This window comes from Janthinobacterium sp. ROICE36 (assembly GCF_002869965.1).
Lineage (GTDB): Bacteria > Pseudomonadota > Gammaproteobacteria > Burkholderiales > Burkholderiaceae_D > Janthinobacterium.
Window position 1 is genome coordinate 1 of the sequence record NZ_PEBS01000044.1, and the last position, 21,549, is coordinate 21,549.

17 protein-coding genes are annotated in these 21,549 nt (G+C 57.6%); 11 read left to right on the forward strand and 6 right to left on the reverse strand.

The window, feature by feature from the left end:
* Positions 1-384 precede the first annotated feature (384 nt).
* On the forward strand, positions 385-1,707 hold the full coding sequence (locus CSZ94_RS17720) for a hypothetical protein (protein ID WP_258001060.1): 1,323 nt from the start codon (positions 385-387) through the stop codon (positions 1,705-1,707).
* Between the two features lie 374 nt (positions 1,708-2,081).
* On the opposite strand, the gene glmS is transcribed toward CSZ94_RS17720, so the two are convergent.
* Positions 2,082-3,911, reverse strand: coding sequence for a glutamine--fructose-6-phosphate transaminase (isomerizing) (gene glmS / locus CSZ94_RS17725; RefSeq protein ID WP_102122723.1), 1,830 nt, complete (start codon positions 3,909-3,911; stop codon positions 2,082-2,084).
* 160 nt (positions 3,912-4,071) lie between these two features.
* Here glmS and CSZ94_RS17730 point away from each other — a divergent pair, with 160 nt between their 5' ends.
* On the forward strand, positions 4,072-4,545 hold the full coding sequence (locus tag CSZ94_RS17730) for an Lrp/AsnC family transcriptional regulator (RefSeq protein ID WP_102122756.1): 474 nt from the start codon (positions 4,072-4,074) through the stop codon (positions 4,543-4,545).
* A 638-nt stretch (positions 4,546-5,183) separates the two neighbouring features.
* On the opposite strand, the gene glmU is transcribed toward CSZ94_RS17730, so the two are convergent.
* The gene (glmU, locus tag CSZ94_RS17735) at positions 5,184-6,560 is read right to left on the reverse strand and encodes a bifunctional UDP-N-acetylglucosamine diphosphorylase/glucosamine-1-phosphate N-acetyltransferase GlmU (protein WP_102122724.1); all 1,377 of its coding nucleotides are present in this window, start codon (positions 6,558-6,560) and stop codon (positions 5,184-5,186) included.
* A gap of 27 nt (positions 6,561-6,587) precedes the next feature.
* Between glmU and CSZ94_RS17740 the strand changes: the two genes are divergently transcribed.
* The 5 genes from CSZ94_RS17740 (at position 6,588) to CSZ94_RS17760 (ending at position 9,807) form a co-directional block, all read left to right on the forward strand.
* Positions 6,588-7,484: a DUF6279 family lipoprotein gene (locus CSZ94_RS17740; RefSeq protein ID WP_102122725.1), complete on the forward strand. Its 897-nt coding sequence runs from the start codon at positions 6,588-6,590 to the stop codon at positions 7,482-7,484.
* A 69-nt stretch (positions 7,485-7,553) separates the two neighbouring features.
* The gene (gene rsmD / locus CSZ94_RS17745) at positions 7,554-8,213 is read left to right on the forward strand and encodes a 16S rRNA (guanine(966)-N(2))-methyltransferase RsmD (protein WP_102122726.1); all 660 of its coding nucleotides are present in this window, start codon (positions 7,554-7,556) and stop codon (positions 8,211-8,213) included.
* Between the two features lie 112 nt (positions 8,214-8,325).
* The gene (gene coaD, locus CSZ94_RS17750) at positions 8,326-8,823 is read left to right on the forward strand and encodes a pantetheine-phosphate adenylyltransferase (RefSeq protein WP_102122727.1); all 498 of its coding nucleotides are present in this window, start codon (positions 8,326-8,328) and stop codon (positions 8,821-8,823) included.
* A gap of 14 nt (positions 8,824-8,837) precedes the next feature.
* Positions 8,838-9,104 (forward strand): YfhL family 4Fe-4S dicluster ferredoxin, encoded by a 267-nt coding sequence (locus tag CSZ94_RS17755; RefSeq protein ID WP_077398358.1) that lies wholly within the window; start codon positions 8,838-8,840, stop codon positions 9,102-9,104.
* A gap of 106 nt (positions 9,105-9,210) precedes the next feature.
* On the forward strand, positions 9,211-9,807 hold the full coding sequence (locus CSZ94_RS17760) for a chalcone isomerase family protein (protein WP_102122728.1): 597 nt from the start codon (positions 9,211-9,213) through the stop codon (positions 9,805-9,807).
* Positions 9,808-9,870: 63 nt separating this feature from the next.
* On the opposite strand, the gene CSZ94_RS17765 is transcribed toward CSZ94_RS17760, so the two are convergent.
* A complete protein-coding gene (locus tag CSZ94_RS17765) occupies positions 9,871-10,176 on the reverse strand; it encodes a hypothetical protein (RefSeq protein ID WP_102122729.1) in 306 nt (101 codons plus the stop codon).
* A 191-nt stretch (positions 10,177-10,367) separates the two neighbouring features.
* Between CSZ94_RS17765 and CSZ94_RS17770 the strand changes: the two genes are divergently transcribed.
* Positions 10,368-11,348: a LysR family transcriptional regulator gene (locus CSZ94_RS17770; RefSeq protein ID WP_034752642.1), complete on the forward strand. Its 981-nt coding sequence runs from the start codon at positions 10,368-10,370 to the stop codon at positions 11,346-11,348.
* A 51-nt stretch (positions 11,349-11,399) separates the two neighbouring features.
* Here CSZ94_RS17770 and CSZ94_RS17775 read toward each other — a convergent pair whose 3' ends face one another.
* Both CSZ94_RS17775 and CSZ94_RS17780 read right to left on the reverse strand, forming a co-directional pair.
* Positions 11,400-12,959, reverse strand: a complete 1,560-nt coding sequence (locus CSZ94_RS17775) for a methyl-accepting chemotaxis protein (protein WP_102122730.1) — start codon at positions 12,957-12,959, stop codon at positions 11,400-11,402.
* A 201-nt stretch (positions 12,960-13,160) separates the two neighbouring features.
* On the reverse strand, positions 13,161-13,616 hold the full coding sequence (locus CSZ94_RS17780; protein ID WP_010393827.1) for an Lrp/AsnC ligand binding domain-containing protein: 456 nt from the start codon (positions 13,614-13,616) through the stop codon (positions 13,161-13,163).
* A gap of 206 nt (positions 13,617-13,822) precedes the next feature.
* Between CSZ94_RS17780 and putA the strand changes: the two genes are divergently transcribed.
* Complete coding sequence (gene putA / locus CSZ94_RS17785) at positions 13,823-17,476, forward strand: trifunctional transcriptional regulator/proline dehydrogenase/L-glutamate gamma-semialdehyde dehydrogenase (protein ID WP_102122731.1); 3,654 nt, start codon at positions 13,823-13,825, stop codon at positions 17,474-17,476.
* Positions 17,477-17,553: 77 nt separating this feature from the next.
* Here the strand turns inward: putA and CSZ94_RS17790 are convergent, their stop codons facing one another.
* Positions 17,554-18,312 carry a 5'-methylthioadenosine/adenosylhomocysteine nucleosidase gene (locus CSZ94_RS17790; protein ID WP_258001061.1) on the reverse strand — a complete coding sequence of 253 codons (759 nt, stop codon included), beginning with the start codon at positions 18,310-18,312 and terminating at the stop codon, positions 17,554-17,556.
* Between the two features lie 784 nt (positions 18,313-19,096).
* Here CSZ94_RS17790 and CSZ94_RS27685 point away from each other — a divergent pair.
* On the forward strand, positions 19,097-19,369 hold the full coding sequence (locus CSZ94_RS27685; RefSeq protein WP_146009834.1) for a hypothetical protein: 273 nt from the start codon (positions 19,097-19,099) through the stop codon (positions 19,367-19,369).
* 426 nt (positions 19,370-19,795) lie between these two features.
* Positions 19,796-21,421 (forward strand): GMC family oxidoreductase, encoded by a 1,626-nt coding sequence (locus CSZ94_RS17795; protein ID WP_102122733.1) that lies wholly within the window; start codon positions 19,796-19,798, stop codon positions 21,419-21,421.
* Positions 21,422-21,549: the final 128 nt, after the last annotated feature.

Below are 21,549 nucleotides of genomic sequence, written 5' to 3' on the forward strand. Positions count from 1 at the left end.
TAGCAAGAAGTGGACGATGCCAATACGGGACTGGAAAGCGGCACTGAACCGCTTCGCCATCCAGTTTGAAGACCGGGTACCGCAGACTTAAACGAAAAACCGTTTACACAGAATTCAGTACACCCCCGCCAATGAATTTGTTATTGATACGTTAAATATCACTCCACGAGGTGTGCCTGACATGATGAGGGAATCACTCTCATTTGACCGTCGCCATGCGCCTCGTCCTTCATATCCAGAGAATCCTTCAGCCCATCACCTCATGCTATTCGCCAAGGAACAATCATCAATAGCGACACCGGATGCCAGAACAATGGTAAGAAAGCTGTGACATGTCTTAGTGCGAACTTAAGCTAAGTGAATAAAAGGAATGTGGGGAAATATATGCCATTAGAAATGAAGCCAATTAGCAAGCTTCGCTTTGAAGCACTTGCAAGCTATTGCCGAAAGCCTGAAACGTTGCTCCATGCAGATGAACTTGAATGGCACCAAGCTTATGACGAAACAATTCTAATCGTGGTCGTGAAAGACTACAACGATGGCGACTACTCCGCATTACTCCTCACAAAAGACCTCATGGAGCGCTATCGTTGGGTAGGTATAACAGCCTTCTACGATAGCCCAGCCGAAACGCTAGAAAATGCGCCAGCCGCTATCGAAAAAGTCATGGCCGATTTTGAGAACGCCAAGAGACAAGGTGACGAAGGTGAACCTGTCGATTTCTTCACTCCAGTGTTCCCCGCTGTGCGACTGAACCCTGAACTCACCACTTTACTTACCCAGCGAAGTTTCTCGCCAGCGCTAGAAATTATTAAGCCGATGATGCGCTGGTATGAAGATCCAGATGGAAATTACGTCGAACAATTTCAAACGACAGGTTTCAACACTCGACTTTGGGAACTTTATCTTTTTGCCATGCTGGCTGAAGTGCCATTTGCCATCGAGAGAAAGCATTCGGTCCCTGACTTCTCCGCTGCGGGCCCATTAGGCAAACTCTTCATCGAAGCAACATCGGTCAACCCATCTGGGGCAGCACATCTCGCCCCACCTCCCATGGCAACAGATGAGCAGCGCACCGATTTTCTTCGCAACTATATGCCGATTCGATTCGCCGGCCCCCTTGTCAACAAGCTCACTCATAAACATCAAGAACTCAGGTACTGGGAACATCCTCACGTAAGAAATAATCCGCTGGTCTTCGCGATACAAGATTTTCACGCGCCTGGCTCCTTGGCGTATAGCTCCGACGCCCTCCCCGTCTATCTGTACGGAATGTGGTGGACAAAAGAGCAGGACGCAGCAGGAAATGTCGTCGGCTCGCCTGAAGCGATTGAAACGCATGTCTGGGGCGACAAGGTGATTGAATCAGGCTTCTTCTACCTCCCCGATGCCGAACACATCAGCGCAGTCATCATCAACCCGAATGCAACCATCTCAAAATTCAACCGGATGGGGTTAATGGCCGGATTTGGCAGTCCAGATGTATGGATTACACGGAGAGGCTTTGCGGAAAATCCTCGGCGAGATGCAACAGAGCCTATGCCTGATACATACGAGGTCGGGTCGCCAGACTATGTCGAGTCGTGGATGGAAGGACTATCAGTTTTTCACAACCCAAATGCCAACATCCCTTTGGACCCAGACTTACTTCCGGGAGCAGCACACCATTTCCTGAATGGTGACGGGACGTTGCTGGCGAGCTACTGATCCCGACCACCAGCATTTTCTGGCCACCGCGAGATCGCGCGCGCACCTGTGGCACAGGTATGGATCAACGCCCGCGATCCATCATGCAAAAAACTTCAGGGTAGACCACTCCAATTATGTTCTAGGTCAGGATAGACTGCGATTTGTGAGCCTAATTTTGACGCGGGGCAACAATTCAGCTTGGCTATCGCGTCCTTGAGGAGATCGAAGCAGCGGTCAGCATCGGTTTGGCTCGATGATCGCCCAGCCGACCTCCATAAGTAATGGTGTCGGCTGCAAAGGCTAAAGAGTGTTTCGTCAGGAACCCGACGGACTTTATTGTTCTCCGACGGACTTTATTGTCTCGCTTCAGCCCGGGGCGGCATCCGGCCCACTTACTCCACCGTCACCGATTTCGCCAGATTGCGTGGCTTGTCCACATCCGTGCCGCGCGCCAGTGCCGTGTGATAGGCCAGCAATTGCAGCGCAACCACGTGCAGGATAGGCGACAGGTCGCCGTAGTGCTCTGGCAGGCGGATGACGTGCAAGCCTTCGCCGGAGCTGATACGCGAATCGACGTCGGCGAAGACGTACAGCTGGCCGCCGCGAGCGCGCACTTCCTGCATGTTCGATTTGAGCTTTTCGATCAGGGCATCGTTGGGCGCGATGGTGACGACCGGCATTTCATTCGTCACCAGGGCCAGCGGGCCGTGTTTCAATTCGCCGGCCGGATACGCTTCGGCGTGGATGTAGGAAATTTCCTTGAGCTTTAACGCGCCTTCCAGGGCGATCGGGTAGTGCATGCCACGGCCCAGGAAGAGGGCGTGTTCCTTGCGCGCGAATTCCTCGGACCAGGCGATGATTTGCGGTTCCAGCGCCAGCACGGACGCGATGGCGACTGGCAAATGGCGCATGGCTTTCAGGTGCGCCGCTTCCTGTTCTTCAGAGAGGCGGCCATTGACTTGCGCCAGGCACAGGGTCAGCAGGAACAGGCCGGCCAGCTGCGTCGTGAAGGCTTTGGTCGATGCCACGCCCACTTCCACGCCAGCGCGCGTGATGTAGGCCAAGGCGCATTCGCGCACCATGGCGCTGGTAGCCACGTTGCAGATGGTCAAGGTATGCAACATGCCCAGGCTGCGCGCATGTTTCAGGGCCGCCAGGGTGTCGGCCGTCTCGCCGCTTTGCGAAATCGTCACCACCAGGGTGTTCGGATGCGGCACGCTGTCGCGGTAGCGGTATTCGCTGGCTACTTCCACGCTGACGGGCACCTTGGCAATCGCTTCGATCCAGTACTTGGCCGTCATGCCCGCATACGAGCTGGTGCCGCAGGCAAGGATCAGCACGCGGTCGATCTGCTTGAAGATGGCATAGGCATTGTCGCCGAACAATTCAGGCATGATGCCCGTCACGCCTTCGAGCGTGTCGCCGATGGCGCGCGGCTGTTCGAAGATTTCCTTCTGCATGTAGTGGCGGTACGGGCCCAGCTCGGCTGCACCCGTATGCGCATGCACGGTTTTCACTTCGCGTTCGACGGGCTTGCCATCGACATCGACGATCCAGCAGCGCGACAGTTGCAGGTCGACCACGTCGCCTTCTTCCAAGTAGATGATCTGATCCGTCGTGCCGGCCAGCGCCATGGCGTCGGAGGCGACAAAGTTTTCACCGTTGCCCAGGCCGACGATCAGGGGCGAGCCCTGGCGCGCGGCCACCACGCGGTGCGGCTCGTCGCGGCAAAAGACGGCAATCGCATACGCGCCATCGAGGCGTTTCACGGCCTGCTGTACGGTCTCGAACAGGTCGCCGTTGTACATGTGTTCGACCAGGTGGGCGATCACTTCCGTATCCGTCTGGCTCTGGAAGACGTAACCGAGGGCCGTCAGTTCGGCGCGCAGTTCGTCATGGTTTTCAATGATGCCGTTATGCACCAGCGCCACGCGGGCGTTCTCTTCCGTCGGGGAAAAGTGCGGGTGGGCATTAAACGAGACAGGGGCGCCATGCGTGGCCCAGCGCGTGTGGGCGATGCCCGTAAAACCGCTCAAGCCTTCTTCGGCGATCTGCTTTTCCAGCTCGGCCACGCGCGAAGTGGAGCGCGAGCGCTGCAAACGACCATCCGCATGCAGGGCGATGCCGCAGGAATCGTAACCGCGGTATTCCAGGCGCTTCAAGCCTTCAACCAGGATGGGAGTGATATTACGTTGCGCTACCGCGCCGACGATGCCGCACATGGAAACCTCTGTCTAAAAATTCATCAATGCAGCATGCTAATGCAGAGCGTATGAAATATGCTTTCTAAATCTGCATATTTTTGACTGAATATTTCATCGCTATTTTGTGATGAAATATTATTTCATTTATACTCGATATATTCTCCAATTCGTCAAAATCATGAACAATAGCAATATTACTCTCGACGAGATCGATCGTCGCATCCTGAACGCTTTGCAAATTGATGCATCGCAAACCAACAGTGAGCTGGCGCAATCAGTGCATGTTTCGGCGCCCACCTGTTTGCGGAGAGTCAAGCATTTACGGGAAAGCGGCGTCATCGAGCGGCAAGTGGCCATCGTCGCGCCGCAGATGGTGGGCGCGCGCCTGACCGCCATCGTGGAAATTACGCTCGATGTGCAGGCGGCTGAACGCATGGAAGAATTTGAACAACTGGTGGCCCAGGAAGCGGCCGTGCTGCAGTGCTATCGCGTCTCGCCCGGGCCAGACTTCGTGCTGATGGTGCAGGTGGCCGACATGCCCGCCTACCACGCGCTGGCGCATCGCCTGTTTGCCGCGCACGCCAATGTGCGTAACGTAAAAAGCTATTTTTCCACCTTTCGCAGCAAGTTCGAGACGCGTATCGCTGTGTGAGGCAAGCTGGCAAAGAAGTTGCCCCAGCTTATCCTCACTTTTCTGCTCACTTATACACATGTTTATCCACAGTATAGAAATCACCGATTTCCACGACTACCAGATCGGGGCTCGCAGATAGCCCTTCAAGAAAGGCACATCGGCTCGGGCGTAAAACTTATCCCGGCTTACCCCTCACTTGCCCACGCTTTAACCACAGGCTTTTACACAGCTTTATCCACAATCAACATCGAAAAATAGTTATTTAATATCCTTCAAAAACAATGACTTGGAAGTTATTCATTACTTATCCGCCAATTGCGCACAAGTTTATCCACAAGCCGGGCTGGCAAAAATTCGAAGGTGCTTTGCCTTCTAAGCAGGCTGGCCGGTACAGTAGCACGGCAAGCTGGAGCAAATAACTTATTCAGTCTTTTCCACTGCTTATACGCAGCTTCTACCGAGCTTATCCATCACTTGTCAGCATGCTTGTTCACATACTTATCCACACTCAGAATACAAAGAAAATGTCGGATATGAAGAATGGCGTGACTTATCCCGGCTTACCAGCTAACTTTCCACAGGATTATCCACAGGCGTAAAAAAACGCCGCCAGCCCGGACAGGCTGGCGGCGTCATGCGTAATGAAGACGTTACGCTTACTTCTTGATCTTCACGGGACGCATCCAGCCGTCGATGGTCACTTGCCGCGCGCGCGAGACCGTCAGCTTGCCTGCCGGCGCATCTTTCGACAAGGTCGTGCCGGCACCCAGGGTGGCGCCCTTGCCCACGGTAACGGGTGCGATCAGCTGGCTGTCGCTGCCGATAAAAGCGTCGTCTTCAATCACCGTGCGGAACTTGTTGACGCCATCGTAATTGCAGGTGATGGTGCCGGCGCCGATGTTGACCCTGGAACCGATGCTGGCATCGCCGATGTAAGCCAGGTGGTTGGCCTTGCTGTGCGCGGCGATCTGGCTGTTTTTCACTTCCACGAAATTACCCACATGCACGTCTTCTGCCAGCACCGTGCCCGGGCGCAGGCGCGCGTACGGGCCGATGATGGAAGCGGCGCCGACGACGGCGTCCTCGATATGGCAGAACGGTTTGATGTGTGCGCCAGCGGCCACGCTGGCATTGATGATGACGTTGTTGGCGCCCACGCGCACGCCATCGCCCAGTTCCACGCGGCCTTCGAATACGCAGCCGACGTCGATGGTGACATCGCGGCCGCAAATGAGTTCGCCACGCACGTCGATACGGGCAGGGTCAAGCAGGGTCACGCCCCGCTCGAGCAACGCTTGCGCGATATTGTTCTGGTGTATGCGTTCCAGCTGGGCCAGCTGCACCTTGCTATTGACGCCCGCCACTTCCCACACGGCGGCCGGGTGGGCCGACGTGACGGCCACGCCATCGGCGACAGCCTGGGCAACGATATCGGTCAGATAGTATTCCCCTTGCGCATTGTCATTCGACAAGGCCGACAGCCATTGCTTGAGCTGCAAGGTGGGCGCGACCATGATGCCGCTGTTGATTTCGCGGATGGCGCGCTCGCTGGGGGACGCATCCTTTTCCTCGACAATGCGCACGATGGCACCGTTCTCGCGCACGATGCGGCCCAGGCCAAACGGATCATCCTGTTCCACCGTCAAGATGGCCAGCTTGTGCTGGCCGGCCGCCTGCACCAGCTGCTGCAGGGAAGCGGCGCTGGTCAGCGGCACGTCGCCGTACAGGATCAGGGTCGGCACCGTGTCGTCCAGCAAAGACAGCGCTTGCTGCACGGCATGACCGGTACCCAGCTGCTGCGCTTGCTCAGCGGCGTCGATCTGCACGGCATGGCTGGCGTTGTAGCCGTCGAGCAACTTGAGCACCGCTGCGCCCCCATGCCCGTAAATCACGCATAATCGGGACGGCGCCAGGCCGCGCGCCGTGTCGATGACGTGCGACAACAGCGGCTTGCCCGCCAACGGGTGCAATACCTTGGGCAGTGCCGACTGCATGCGTTTGCCCATACCGGCAGCGAGAATGACAACGTTCATAGAGCGTAATTTTTATAAGTTAGGAATATGAAAAAGTTTAACACGCAGGCCCCCATCTCCAACCGCTTTACTTATGCCGTGCTGGCCATCATGCTGGTCGTCATGGCCGGCTGCAGCGGCTTACGCCTGGCCTACAACAACGGCGATACCGTGCTGTACTGGTGGCTGAACGCGTATGTCGACTTGGACCGCGACCAGAAAGGCTGGGTACGCGACGACATCGACAAGATGTTCGACTGGCACCGCAAGACGCAATTGAAGGATTACGTGGAAATCCTGCGCACGGGTCAGAAGCAGCTGCAAGGCAATATCACGCAGGCGGACCTGATGAGCGACTACAGCGAGATCAAGCAGCGCACCCAGGCGCTGCTGCTGAAGGCGGCGCCCGATCTGGCCGACCTGGCGCGCTCGCTCAAGCCCGAACAGATCGCGCAGATGGAAAAGAAGTTCAAGTCGAACAATGAGGATTACCGCAAGAAATACCTGAGCGGCGACCAGGACAAGCGCCAGAAACTGCGCTACAAGAAAGCCATGGAGCAATTCGAACTGTGGTTCGGCAGCTTCAGCAGCGAGCAGGAAGCCGTCATACACAAAGCGTCGGATGCGCGTCCGCTGAACAATGACATCTGGCTCGACGAACGCATGCGGCGCCAGCAGAATGTATTGACCCTGGTCAAAAAAGTCCACCAAGAAAAGCTCGGCAAGGAAGCGGCCGCGGCCTTGATCACGACCCTGATCAAGGACAGTTTCGAGCGCCTGGAACACTCGGAGCGCAAGGCTTTTTTTGACAGCTACGAAGCGAGCACGGCGCAGATGGTCTTGACGGTGATCAAGATCGCCACGCCGGCGCAAAAAACCCACGCCATCAAGCGCATGCAGGGCTGGATCGACGATTTCAATTCCCTGGCCGCGCAGCCCAAATAGACAGGCGGCGCCAGCAGGGGAGGTGGGGCCATATGCTATAGTGGCCGCCACCGAATTGAAGAAATCCCCATGCAAAAGAAGATTAAAAAACCCGCCAAAGTCCCCGTCCACCACGCGCCGCCACCGAACCAGGTGCGCATCATCGGCGGCCAATGGAAGCGCTCCGTGCTGCCTGTCTTGCAGGCACTGGGACTGCGCCCGACACCGGACCGCGTGCGCGAAACCGTGTTCAACTGGATCAACCACTTGCGCGATGGCGACTGGTCCAACGCCCAGGTGCTGGACCTGTTCGCCGGCAGCGGCGCACTGGGTTTCGAGGCGGCCAGCCGCGGCGCCGCCGCCGTCACCATGGTCGATACCCACACGCCCGTGATCCGCCAGCTGGAAGAAAACAAGGCGAAATTGCGCGCTGACAACGTCCAGCTGCTGCGCGGCGACGCCCTGCTGACGGCGCAAGGCCTGGCATCGCGCGGCCAGCGTTTCGACCTGATCTTCCTCGACCCGCCGTACCAGCAGGATTTCCTGGCGAAAGTGTTGCCCTTGTGCGCCAACCTGCTCAAGGAAGGCGGCATGGTCTACGCGGAATCGGGCTTGCCGCTGGTCTTCGACGAGAGCAACGCACTGAAAAAGCCCGAGTGGATGGCGCCGTGGGAAGTCATCCGTGCCGACAAGGCGGGCACTGTTTATTATCATTTGCTAACTTACAACAAAGTGCCGTCAACTGCCTGAATCTGCCTATAAATGAGGCAAAAAGGCTCCCTGACCCAAGGCGTAGCACCAAGGTGGTCACCAATTTCAGGCATAATGCGCGTCTATATTGGTGCATCGTTAGGGAGCCGCAATGGTTGTAGCCGTTTATCCAGGAACATTCGATCCGCTCACGCGCGGTCATGAAGATTTGGTGCGCCGCGCATCGGGTCTGTTTGACAAGCTGATCGTCGGTGTGGCCGACAGCAAGAACAAGCAACCGTTTTTCTCGCTCGACGATCGCCTGGAAATCGCCAACGAAGTGCTCGGTCACTATCCGAACGTGCAAGTGGAAAGCTTTTCCGGCTTGCTCAAGGATTTCGTGCGCAAGCATGAAGCGCGCGTCATCGTGCGCGGCTTGCGCGCCGTTTCCGACTTCGAATACGAATTCCAGATGGCGGGCATGAACCGCTACCTGTTGCCCGATGTCGAAACCATGTTCCTGACGCCTTCCGACCAGTACCAGTTCATTTCGGGCACCATCGTGCGCGAAATCGCGGCCCTGGGCGGCGACGTCTCCAAGTTTGTCTTCCCCTCGGTGAACCGCTGGCTGCAAAACAAGATTGCCGCCAACGCTGCATCATCGCAATAAGTAAGAGTGAAATCATGGCATTACTGATCACCGACGAATGCATCAATTGCGACATTTGCGAGCCCGAGTGTCCGAATGACGCGATCTACATGGGCGCGGAAATCTACGAAATCGATCCCAACAAGTGCACCGAATGCGTGGGGCACTTTGACGAGCCGCAATGCCAGCAAGTGTGCCCCGTCAGTTGCATCCCCTTCAATCCCGCCTGGCGCGAAAGCCCGGAGCAATTGATGGCCAAGTACGAACGCCTGCAGGCGGAACTGCCTGCGGCCAAAGCCTAAACGCTCTTCGTCCTCCTCACCGCTACCTCGCGCGGCCCTCTTTTACCAACTGTTCTACACTGTGTGCAGACTTATCCACAGCACATGGTTTCCACGGAGGTAGAAGATGCAAATAGGCACATCCCGTTTGGGCCGCTCCCTGGCCGTCGCCTGCCTGTGTGCCGGCCTGGCGCACGCTGCTCTGGCCGTCGAGGTGGGCGGCGTCAAACTGGACGAGACGGTGCAGCTGGCCAGCCGCGAACTCAAGCTCAACGGCGCCGGCGTGCGCTACAAGGTCATCTTCAAGGTCTACACGATTGCGCTGTACCTGCCGGAAAAGAAAACCCAGCTGGCCGACATCCTGGCGCTGCCCGGGCCGCGCCGCCTCGAAATCATCATGCTGCGCGACATCACTTCCGACGAGCTGGGTCTAGCCTTCATGCAGGGACTGAAGCGCAGTTCCGATCAGGCCGACCGCACACGCCTGCTGAGCCAGACGATGCAGTTCGGCGCCATGTTCGAAATGGTGCCCGGCCTGAAAAAGGGCGACATCCTGACCGTGGACTGGCTGCCGGAAGAGGGGACGTTGTGCAAGCTGAACGGCAAGCAGGTGGGCGACACGGTGCCGGACCTGGCCTTTTACAATGCGCTGCTGAAAATCTGGATCGGCGCCCATCCGGCCGACACTTTATTGCGCGCGCATTTGCTGGGCGACATGGCCTGAATGAAAAAGCGGGCGTAAAAAGACCGGCTCACGCCGGCTTGTCATTCTGCAACAGTGTATCGCTCAGGCGCGCGTCGACAGGGCGCGCAATTCGGCGGCATTGCTGGGCGACACGCCATCCATCTTGCCCAGGGTGCGTTGCAAAGCTTGCGCTTCGCGCATCTGCTGGCGCGCAAGGCGCTCTTCACGGCTCAGCTTGGGACGCACCAGCAGCACCATGGCACGGGCAATACCCACCAGCAAAGGCTTGAACAGCAGGGCCAGCGCGCCCACTGCCACGATCAGCAGCACGAGTTGCAGGGCGTTCAGCAGGGAAATCTCCAGCACGGGTGCGGATACTGCGTACAGGGCGGAGGCGAAGGTAGACATACTGTTCCAGTGCATTATAGAATTTGCCAGTACTATAGTGCAGTGCAACATATAAATCTAATTCCATTTCTTGATACCAATTATATGAATCGTGAATGGAAACTGTAATATTTTTTGACGAGTGAAAATATTCGTGCCCGGCGCGGTTTACACTCTTAAGTAATCAATTCAACTTTTATCTTGGGCTTTCCATGAGTTTTCTGACGCTGGATCTGAACTTGCTGCGTGTTTTCGACGCCGTCATGACGGAACAAAACCTGACGCGCGCAGCGGGCCACCTGGCGATGACGCAGCCGGCGGTATCGAACGCCATCAAACGCCTGCGCGAGAGCCTCGGTGACGAATTGCTGATCCGCACGGCGTATGGCGTGAAACCCACGCCCCGTGCCGAAGCGCTGTGGCCATCCGTGCGTTCGGCCCTGGCCAGCCTGGAAGCGGCCGTCACGCCGGAAACCTTCGACGTGTCGAAAACGCATGCCACCTTCCGCATGGCCATGGCCGATGCGACCGCCGCGTTCTGGCTGCCCTCGCTGATGCGCTCGATCGAACGCGAAGCGCCGGGCGTCAACGTGCGCATGATGCCGCTGACCACGCGCGAACCGCGTCCCATGTTGCTGCGCGGCGATATCGACCTGGCCGTGGGCTTCTTTCCCGGCGTGGCGGCGCAATTGTCGAGCGAAACGGGCTCGCCCATCCGCCATGAGCGCCTGTATTCCGGCAAGTATGTGTGCGTGATGCGGCGCGGCCATCCGCTGGCCGACAAGGAATTGACCTTGGATAATTATTGCGCTGCGAACCATTTGTTGGTGAGCTTTTCCGGCCGCGCGCATGGCTTGATCGACGAGGCGCTGTCGCAAATCCACCGCGAGCGGCGCATCTTGTTGACGGTCAACCAGTTCTTCACGGCAGGGCGCGTGGTGGCCAATTCCGATCTGATCACGGTCTTGCCGCGCCACCTGATCGCCTCGACGGGCATGACGGAATCGCTGCTGTACAAGGATTTGCCGCTGACCTTGCCGGCCGTCCACCTGGACATGCTGTGGCACGAACGCGACGCGCGCAGCCCCGCCCACAAATGGCTGCGCAATCATCTGGAAAGCATGAACACACCCACCCTGCGCACGGCGACGGCGGCTGGCGGCGGCGTGGCGCCCAAGCCGCATATTGAGTAAGCCGCAGCCTGCTCAAAAAAAACGCCTGATGATGATTCATCAGGCGTTTTGCTATGCGCGCTCACTGGAACGATAGCCAATTCTGAAACCGCCCCAGTGCTTGCCATCGACGTGGATGGGCACGGATAAATCATGCATGACTTCGCCCGTGTCGCGCTTGTACGTTTGTAATAAAAACGGCTTGGTATTGCTGCCGCAGCGTTTGCCCGTGCGGTCGCTGAAGATACGCTTGGTGCGGTTATTCACGATATCGGTGGCGTAATCGCCCGTCAGCGGCTGCGAGAATTTCTTGTTGTGCGTTGGAAAGTATCCATTGTTGTCGACGGCGCCCGCATACGCCAGATGGGGTAATGCCACCAGCACGCCTTCCTGCACATCCGGCAGTACCTTGTCCGTAAACGCGTCGAATTTCGTGTTGTGCTTGGGCGGATTGGTGTTCGGGATGGGGCGGTAGTGGCGGTCGAACAGGGCTTCGCGCGTGATCCGCCCCGAGGCGATGGCTTGCTCGAACAATTTACCCACTTCCCGCGCCGCGCGTTGGGCCGCTGCACGGATTTCGTCGTGCGGCGTGGCCACGCTCGATTCGCCCAGGGCGCTGGCGATCACTTCGGCCCGCTCGGCCAGCGCCATGGCCGACTGCGTGGCACGCGGCAATTCGGCATTCGTCGACAGCATGCTGTCGCGGATTTGCAGGATGGCGTCGGCGATCAGCTGCGTGGTGTCGACGTGTTCGCGCGAGGCGCGGGCGATTTGCCCGATCGCTTCTTCCGACACGCCCGACGATTCCTCAATATGGCTGAGCGAGGCATGCACGCTTTCCACATTGCACGCCGCTTCCGTCACGCCCGCTGCCAGCGTGGTCATGCCGCACGCCGCTTTTTCCGACTGTTCATTGATTTCGCGCACCATCACGCTGATTTCATCGGAGGCTTCCTTGGTGCGCTGCGCCAATTGCCGCACTTCACCGGCCACCACGGCAAAACCGCGTCCGTGTTCGCCGGCGCGCGCCGCCTCGATGGCAGCGTTCAGCGCCAGCAAGTTGGTGCGCGCGGAAATATCGGAAATAGCTTCCGTAAAGCCGGTGATGCGTTTGGATTTGTCCTGCAAGCTCAACATGGTGCTGGAGGCGCCTTGCGCTTCCTCGCGTGCCTTATTGATGCGGTGCAAGCCCTGATCCACTTCGGCGCGCGCCGCCACGCTTTCCACGCGCACGCCGGCGGCCACCTTGGCGGCCCGTTCCGCATTGGCGGCGATCTTTTCCGTCATCGCGGCATTTTGTGCGGAACTGTCGGCGATGTCGCTGGCCGTGCGCACATCGAGTTCCACCTTCTGTTTGACGGAATCGACAAAATACGAGGTTTCCGCCGCGCCGATCATGATGGCGTCGATGGCCTTGCCCACCGTGTCGGCGAACTGGTGCAAGCCCGGCTCGCCGCGCGGGCGGCCGGCGAACGCCAGCAGCGCGGCGCCAATGGCGGCGGCCACGCAGGCAATCAGATACGGATGGTCGCCGCCCGATAGCAGCAGCAGATAGGCCAGGCAACAGGCCACGGCCATGGCCAGGATCGTGAATACAAGGAAACGCACCAGCTGATGCTGCAACTGCTTCATTTGTCCCCCGCTGTGCGAACCCGTCACGTCCGCGCAGGGACGTGCTGTAACCGTATGCAGGTGGGCACGATTGCCCACCTTGCACCCTGAACGTAACGTCTGCGCGGCGTTTCAGGCGGCTACCGGATAGCAGTGTGTAGTTCTACCCTACAACATTTGTTACGATAGCTCAATCAGAAAAGTGGGCTGGCGACACCGAGCTCACTTAATTGGCAATTTGGTGGTGTTTTTGACCTCTTCCATGACGGCATAGGTGTGGGTTTCCCGCACACCTTTTTGCAGCAAGGTCTTGCCCAGGAATTCGCGGTAGGCCGCCATGTCCTTGACGCGCGCCTTGACCAGGTAATCGAAGCCGCCAGCGACCATATGACATTCCAGTACCTCTGGAATGATTTGTACGCTATGCTTGAAGGCGTCGAACACTTCCGGCGTCGTGCGATCGAGCACCACTTCGATGAACACCAGCAGCGACACGTCGAGCAACTGCGGGTTCAACTGGGCCGTATAGCCCATGATGTAACCGGATTCGTGCAACTTGCGCACGCGCTCCAGGCAGGCGGCAGGCGACAGGTTCACGCGCGCGGCCAGCTCCACATTGCTGATGCGTCCATCGCTCTGCAATTCCATCAAGATTTTCTTACTGATCTTGTCCAGCATTACCATCACCCCCAAATTAATATTATTTGGTTAAATTGTCGCATCAAAAACTATCTATTGCTAGTCCCCTGTATTACCAGAATTAATCCATAAGAATCCCCTTTACAATCGAATCATCTTAACGTCCGACTTTCTGTATTTTTTTGCACCAAAAAAGAGCAAGAATTACGTCAGTTTTCGTCCCCATTTCCTTGTAAAGAGTATTTATGCACCCTGCAGGCCCCTCGGCTTTTACCCCGATTCCTTTTGCCGCGTTCCAGGCAGAAATCCTGCCCGAAGCGACATCCCAACGCGCCGCCATCACCGCCGCCTATAGGCGCGACGAGGTTTCCGCCGTGCAGTGGCTGTTGCAACAAGTGCGCCCCAGCAGTACCGAAACGACGGCCGAAGGGCAAGCGCTGGCGCACCGTCTTGTTTCGAACGTGCGCCAAAAACGCACACGCGCCTCCGGCGTCGATGCGCTGATGCACGAGTTCTCGCTATCGTCGGAAGAGGGTGTTGCATTGATGTGTCTGGCTGAAGCGCTGTTGCGTATACCCGACAGTCAAACGGCCGATCGCCTGATCGCCGACAAAATCAGCAAGGGCGACTGGAAGAAGCATCTGGGCGAATCGCCATCGCTGTTCGTCAATGCCGCCACCTGGGGCTTGCTGATTACGGGAAAATTGGTCAGTACCAGCAGCGAATCGGGTCTCGGCTCGGCCATGAGCAAGCTCATCGCCAAAGGCGGCGAACCGCTGATACGCAAGGGCGTTGACCTGGCCATGCGCATGCTGGGCAACCAGTTTGTTACAGGTCAAACCATCGAGGAAGCCTTGAAAAACAGCCGCGATAATGAGACGCGCGGCTACCGTTACTCGTACGACATGCTGGGCGAGGCGGCCCTGACGCAACAGGACGCCGCCAACTATTACGCCTCGTACGAAACGGCGATCCATGCCATCGGCAAGGCGTCGAATGGCCGCGGCATCAAGAACGGCCCCGGCATTTCCGTGAAACTGTCGGCCCTGCACGCGCGCTACAGCCGTGCCCAGCGCGCCCGTGTCATGGAAGAATTGCTGCCGAAAGTCAAAGCGCTGCTGTTGCTGGCAAAACAGTACAACATCGGCTTCAACATCGATGCAGAAGAAACGGACCGTCTGGAACTGTCGCTGGACCTGATGGAAGCACTGGCTTTCGATGCAGACCTGGCCGGTTTCGAGGGCATCGGCTATGTGGTGCAGGCGTATCAAAAGCGCTGTCCCTTCGCCATCGATTACCTGATCGACCTAGCGCGCCGCAGCGGCCGCAAGTTCATGGTGCGCCTGGTCAAGGGCGCGTATTGGGATGCGGAAGTCAAACGCGCGCAAGTCGATGGCCAGGAAGGCTATCCGGTCTACACGCGCAAGGTCTACACGGACGTTTCCTACCTCGTGTGCGCGCAAAAACTGCTAGCTGCCAGCAGCGTGATCTATCCACAATTTGCCACGCACAACGCGCAAACCCTCTCGACCATCTATACCTGGGCGAAACGCGACGGCATTACCGACTACGAATTCCAGTGCCTGCACGGCATGGGCGAAACCCTGTACGACCAGGTCGTCGGCGCCGACAAGCTGGACAAGCCGTGCCGCATCTACGCACCCGTCGGCTCGCATGAAACCCTGCTGGCCTACCTGGTGCGCCGCCTGCTGGAAAACGGCGCCAACTCCTCGTTCGTCAACCAGATCGTCGACGAAAGCGTGGCCATCGATAGCCTGATCCGCGATCCCCTGGAACAGGCGCGCCTGCAGGGCGGCTTGCCGCACCCGTCGATTCCGCTGCCGCTGGACATGTTTGGCAGCGAGCGCAGGAACTCGGCCGGCCTGGACCTGTCGAATGAAGACACCTTGCGCACCCTGGCCACGGGCCTGGCGCAAGAGCATACATGGCAGGCGGCGCCGCTGATCGATGGCGCCGTCAGCCTGAATGGGCCCACGCACATGTTGCACAATCCGGCGCAGCACGACGATGTCGTGGGGAAAGTCATGGAAGCGGGTCCGGCGGACGTGGAAACGGCCCTGGCCAGCGCCAGCGCCTACGCCATGGACTGGCAAACCACGCAACCGTCGATCCGCGCGCAAGCCTTACTACGCGCGGCCGACCTGTTCGAAGAGCATCACATCGAACTGATGGCCCTGGCCGTGCGCGAAGCGGGCAAGTCCTTGCCAAACGCGATCGCGGAAATCCGCGAAGCCGTCGACTTCCTGCGCTACTACGCGGCGCAGGTGGAACACGCGCCGAACACCCTGGCGCTCGGTCCCGTCACCTGCATCAGCCCGTGGAACTTCCCGCTGGCCATCTTTACGGGCCAACTGGCCGCCTCCCTGGCGGCAGGCAATGTGGTGCTGGCCAAGCCGGCCGAGCAAACACCGCTGATCGCTCACCGCGCCGTGCAATTGCTGCATGCGGCAGGCGTGCCGCGCGGTGCGCTGCAATTTTTGCCCGGCAGCGGCGAAATCGTTGGCGCCGGCCTGTGCAATGACGCGCGTGTGAAAGGCGTGATTTTCACGGGTTCGACGGAAGTGGCACAATTGATTAACCGCAACCTGGCCGTGCGCGCCGTGGCCGAAGGCATCGATATTCCCCTGATCGCCGAAACGGGTGGCCAGAATGCCCTGATCGTCGATTCCTCCGCCTTGCCGGAGCAAGTGGTGCAAGACGTGATGTCGTCGGCCTTCGACAGCGCCGGCCAGCGCTGCTCGGCCTTGCGCGTGCTGTTCCTGCAAACGGAAATCGCCGACAAGACCATGCACATGCTCAAGGGCGCCATGCAGGAATTGCGCGTTGGCAATCCTGATCGCCTGGCGACCGATATCGGCCCCGTCATCGATGCAGAAGCGCAAAGCAATCTGCTGGCGCACATCAACAAGATGAAAACCGTGGCCATCGACCATTATTCGCTCGATTTGCCCACCGTCAAAGGTACGTTCGTCGCCCCGACCGTGCTGGAAATCAAGTCGCTGGCGCAATTGACGCAGGAAGTCTTCGGCCCCGTGCTGCACGTGATCCGTTACAAACGCTCCGAACTGCCGCAACTGGTGCAATCGATCAACGACAGCGGCTATGGCTTGACCCTGGGCATCCACACGCGCATCGATGAAACCATCAACTTCATCACCAAGCGCGCGCACGTGGGCAATATTTATGTAAACCGCAACATCGTCGGCGCCGTCGTCGGCGTGCAACCGTTCGGCGGCGAAGGCAAATCGGGGACCGGTCCCAAGGCAGGCGGACCCCTGTACCTGAAACGCCTGCAGCGCAATGCGCCGGCCGGCGCCCAGCACCAGCGCCAGGCGCCACCCGCGCTCGATGCGCTGACCGTATGGGCGAAGATGCATGGCCACGACAAGGTCGAGCAGCTGGCGCAGGAATACGCGCGCACGACCTTGCTGGGCAGCACCACCGTTTTGCCAGGCCCGACCGGCGAGCGCAATACACTGAGCTTTGCCGCACGGGGCACGATTCTGTGCGCGGCGGCCACCACCGGCACCTTGATGAACCAGCTGGCGGCCGTGCTGGCCACCGGAAACCAGGCGCTGGTGCTGGCGCAAGCGCCGGACCTGATCCCTGGCGACTTGCCGGCGGCGCTGAAAGACCGCATCCAGGTCGTCAGCAGCCTGGATGCGGTCAAGCATGATTTCCAGATCGCCATGATCGAGCCTGGCCTTGATGGCCAGCTCAAACCGCTGCTGGCGGCCCGTGAAGGGGCGCTGGTGAGCACCATCGCCACCACGCAGGAGGGTGTCATCCCCCTGTGGCGCCTGGTCGCTGAGCGGGCCATGTGCGTGAATACGACGGCGGCGGGCGGAAATGCCAGCTTGATGATGCTAAGTGTCTAAAATGTAAGCAGGTCGTTAACGCTAAAAGGGCAGAACCAATGGTTCTGCCCTTTTTTTATGCACGATGCGCCCGGAAATCAGCCAGCCAGGCGTTTGCACAATTGCTGAATGACCGTCAACGCGTATGGCGAGGCGACCGTTTGCACGAAACGCATGAAGTCGACGGCCGCCTCTTCGTTGGCGTTATCGGAAATGGTGCGCATGACCGTAAACGGCACGCCCAGTTCAAAACACACTTGCGCCACGGCGGCGCCTTCCATTTCGACGGCCAGCAAGTCGGGAATATCCGCCTTCAGCTGGTTCACATGCGCGGCGCTGCTGATGAACTGGTCGCCGCTGGCGATGAGGCCGCGGTGGACTTGTGCGTGCTGCAAGCCAAATGCCACGATATCGGCCGCATTGAGCACGCTGGAAACATCGTCACGCAGGAAATCTTCCGCAGCGGCAGCCAGTTGCGTGCTCAGTTCCAGATCCGTGGCAAAACGCTGCAAGCCCGTCAGCGGCACTTCGAAGCGGGGAAACAAGGGACGGGCATCCATATCGTGCTGCAGCAGTGCTTCGGCTACCACGATATCGCCCACTTTCACGTGTTTATCCCCACTGCCGGCCACGCCGGTGAAGACGATGTGGGTAACTCCATACTTTTCCACAAGGATAGAAGCTGTCATGGCAGCGGCAACCTTGCCCAGACGCGACAGGACGCACACAGCGTCGATATTCCACAGGGTTCCCAGGGTGTAGTCGCGCATGCCGTGCGAACGCCTCTGGGGGCCTTGCATGGCTTCTACCAGCCCCTGCTGTTCTTCGTGCAAGGCACTGATGATGCCTAAACGCATTTTTGTGTATGAATTCATGCTGTTTTTACAGTTTTTTGGATTGCAAGACGGTTTACCAAGGTGAAAACAGCCGTTACAGCGAATTTTCCACCGTGCGTGTTTGTCTCTGTGTTTTAAATAAAGATGTATACATAAAAATAGTAGTGATAGTAAACGGCCATTTTTTTGTGGATAAGTCGGTATACCGTCGAAAAATCATCGACTTAGCGCTCAAAAAAGTAGGCGCACAAGCATTGTATCGAGACAGGACTTGTTTGGGATAAAAATTAAGCTGTGGACAAAGATCGACTTTTCCCACATCTCATCCTGTGGATATCCAGGCACTTATCCACAGTAGCAAGCAAAAATCATGGTTTTTCTTGCTGTAGTGGCAGGTTTGCCGTGCTGCGTATGCATGGATCCTTGTTTGCCAATCAACGTTGAATGATTGTGAGCGCGGTTCTTTCGTTGACGCCTGCCTCGAGTTGATTTCTGGCAGACGATTTGGCAGTGGGTTTGGCTGTCGCTGTTGGCGCTTTTTTTTGACGTTTCTTGCATGCTTTTTGGAAATATCCCCGGACTTCCGCTTTTTTATTGGTTTACAACATATCTATATATATAAAAATAGTAGTAATAGTAAACGCGGTTTTTTCTGTGGATAAGTCACTTTTTTTCAACAGAATCAAGCGTTTACGCGCAAAATAAAGCGTGCATAATCGCTGTATCAGGCGAGGAGCAAAATTGTATAAAATGCGGGCCTGCGCATAACTTCGTGTTTACGCACAAGTCATCCTGCGGATATCAAGTGACTTATCCACAGTCGATGCAAAACTTCCCACTTTTTTATGTCGAACAGCCTGTTTGGCCAGAGCCTGACCAAGGTCCGTTGACGTTTCCATTTTGCACAACGGTTTGGCAGTGCTGTGTGCGTGATGCCAGCCGTGCTGGTTTTCGCGGCTCAGTTGTTGGCGCGATTTTTTTTGTCAGCAGCTTGTCGGTCTTTTTTTTTGAAGTGAGGTTTGCGAACCTACCCGAAGGCGAAGGGCGGGCAAAACGCGCGTCATTGGGTTTATCTTAATAAGTTCGTATACAAGAATAGTAATAGTAGTTAACGGTGGCATCTTCTGTGGATAAGTCCAGATTTATCCTTGTAAACAATCGCTTGGCGTACGGATAAGCGCTGAGTAAGCGTTGTATCTGCCTGGGATGGTTTCTGGACAAAAAAATGCTGCCGAAAAAATTTTTCGTTTACGCACATATCGTCCCTGTGGATATCCATATGCTTATCCACAGCCTGCAGCATTTGTTTTTCCTGGTGTTTTACTTCGCCATGACGCTAGCCAGTATCGCTTGCCACGATTAATGTCGCCCTGGCCCGACACTGGTGGTAATCTCAATGTGGCTCAACAGCCATGCATGCATGAAAAAAGACAGACTCTGGTAACGGGACGCGGTGGGGAGACACGCCGCGCGACAGCTTGATGGCATACCGAAAGGAGCTTCATTGGAATCGGCAGGCGAATACGACTACATCATCGTGGGCGGCGGCACGGCAGGTTGCGTGCTGGCCAACCGGCTCACACGCGACAAGGACGCCAACGTTTTACTCGTGGAAGCGGGCGGCAAGGACGATTATGTGTGGATACACATCCCCGTCGGCTATCTGCATTGCATCGGCAATCCCCGTACGGACTGGCTGTATTCCACGCAGGCGGATGCGGGCCTGGGCGGGCGCAGCCTGATGTATCCACGCGGCAAAGTTCTGGGTGGCAGCTCTTCCATCAACGGCATGATCTATATGCGCGGCCAGGCCGGCGATTACGACCACTGGGCCGACCTGACGGACGACGCATCCTGGCGCTGGGACAAGGTCTTGCTGCTATTTAAGCAAAGCGAGGATTACTACGGCGGCGCTTCGGAAAACCATGGCGTGGGTGGCGAATGGCGCGTGGAAAAACAGCGGCTGTCGTGGGATATTTTGAACGCGTTTCGCGATGCGGCGCAGCAGGTCGGCATTCCGAAAACCAGCGATTTCAATGGTGGCGACAATAGCGGCAGCGCGTATTTTGACGTCAACCAACGCCGCGGCATCCGCTGGAACACCTCAAAAGCCTTCCTGAAACCGGCGTCTCGGCGGCCGAATCTGACCATCATGACGGGTTGCCACGTGGAACGTCTATTGATTGAGACTTCGGAGTCGGGACCGCGCTGCACGGGCATCGTGTTTACGGGCGGTGGCACGCAGTGGCAGGCGACGGCCCGGCGTGAAACCTTGCTGACGGCAGGCGCCATCGGTTCGCCGCAATTGCTGCAATTGTCCGGCATTGGTCCGGCCGCCTTGCTGCAGCAGCATGGCATCGTTCCCGTGCTCGATGCCGCCGGCGTGGGCGGCAATTTGCAAGACCATCTGCAATTGCGCATGGTCTTTAAAGTCCAGGGCGTGAAAACTCTGAATGTGATGGCGGGTAATTTGCTGGGCAAGATGCAGATCGGCTTGCAATATGCGCTGTTCCAGAGCGGGCCCATGTCGATGGCGCCGTCGCAGCTGGGCGCGTTTGCCAAGTCCGACCCGCAGCAAGCCACGCCAAACCTGCAATACCACGTGCAGCCGCTCTCCTTGGATAAATTCGGCGAGCCGCTGCATGCGTTTCCCGCGTTTACGGCCAGCGTGTGCAATGTGCGCCCCACCTCGCGCGGCCATGTGCAGATAACCAGCGCCGACAGCTATGCGGCGCCGAACATCGTGCCTAACTATCTCAGTACGCAGCAAGACCGGAAGGTCGCGGCCGATGCCTTGCGCCTGACGCGGGCCATCGCCGCCGCGCCGGCGCTGAAACAGTTTGCGCCGCAGGAATATAAGCCTGGCGTGCAATTCCAGAGCGAGGAAGAGCTGGCGCAGGCGGCCAGCCAGATCGGCACCACCATCTTTCACCCCGTGGGCACCTGCCGCATGGGCCTGGCCAGCGATGCATCGAGCGTGGTCGACAGCGCGTTGCGGGTGATCGGCGTGGCCGGCTTGCGTGTCGTCGATGCCTCCATCATGCCCTACATTACTTCTGGTAATACGAACTCGCCCACCGTGATGATCGCAGAAAAAGCGGCGCAAATGATACACGCGGCCTGGAAATGACCGCGTAAAAGCGCGGGTTTGCGCCATTCGGGCCGACGATAAATCCCCGTAGTTATACTGTATTGTGCGATAAATTTAAGTTGTGTATTATAAAAATGACTAAGTAGTACAAAAAGTACAACTAGGAG

Coding starts and splice junctions, on each gene's coding strand:
- CSZ94_RS17780 (WP_010393827.1), bottom strand. CDS start 13,616: ATGCTGGACAAGATCAGTAAGAAAATCTTGATGGAATTGCAGAGCGAT.
- CSZ94_RS17775 (WP_102122730.1), bottom strand. CDS start 12,959: ATGAAGCAGTTGCAGCATCAGCTGGTGCGTTTCCTTGTATTCACGATC.
- CSZ94_RS17720 (WP_258001060.1), top strand. CDS start 385: ATGCCATTAGAAATGAAGCCAATTAGCAAGCTTCGCTTTGAAGCACTT.
- putA (WP_102122731.1), top strand. CDS start 13,823: ATGCACCCTGCAGGCCCCTCGGCTTTTACCCCGATTCCTTTTGCCGCG.
- CSZ94_RS17770 (WP_034752642.1), top strand. CDS start 10,368: ATGAGTTTTCTGACGCTGGATCTGAACTTGCTGCGTGTTTTCGACGCC.
- CSZ94_RS17765 (WP_102122729.1), bottom strand. CDS start 10,176: ATGTCTACCTTCGCCTCCGCCCTGTACGCAGTATCCGCACCCGTGCTG.
- rsmD (WP_102122726.1), top strand. CDS start 7,554: ATGCAAAAGAAGATTAAAAAACCCGCCAAAGTCCCCGTCCACCACGCG.
- CSZ94_RS17790 (WP_258001061.1), bottom strand. CDS start 18,312: ATGCGTTTAGGCATCATCAGTGCCTTGCACGAAGAACAGCAGGGGCTG.
- glmU (WP_102122724.1), bottom strand. CDS start 6,560: ATGAACGTTGTCATTCTCGCTGCCGGTATGGGCAAACGCATGCAGTCG.
- CSZ94_RS17740 (WP_102122725.1), top strand. CDS start 6,588: ATGAAAAAGTTTAACACGCAGGCCCCCATCTCCAACCGCTTTACTTAT.
- CSZ94_RS17755 (WP_077398358.1), top strand. CDS start 8,838: ATGGCATTACTGATCACCGACGAATGCATCAATTGCGACATTTGCGAG.
- coaD (WP_102122727.1), top strand. CDS start 8,326: ATGGTTGTAGCCGTTTATCCAGGAACATTCGATCCGCTCACGCGCGGT.
- glmS (WP_102122723.1), bottom strand. CDS start 3,911: ATGTGCGGCATCGTCGGCGCGGTAGCGCAACGTAATATCACTCCCATC.
- CSZ94_RS17730 (WP_102122756.1), top strand. CDS start 4,072: ATGAACAATAGCAATATTACTCTCGACGAGATCGATCGTCGCATCCTG.
- CSZ94_RS17760 (WP_102122728.1), top strand. CDS start 9,211: ATGCAAATAGGCACATCCCGTTTGGGCCGCTCCCTGGCCGTCGCCTGC.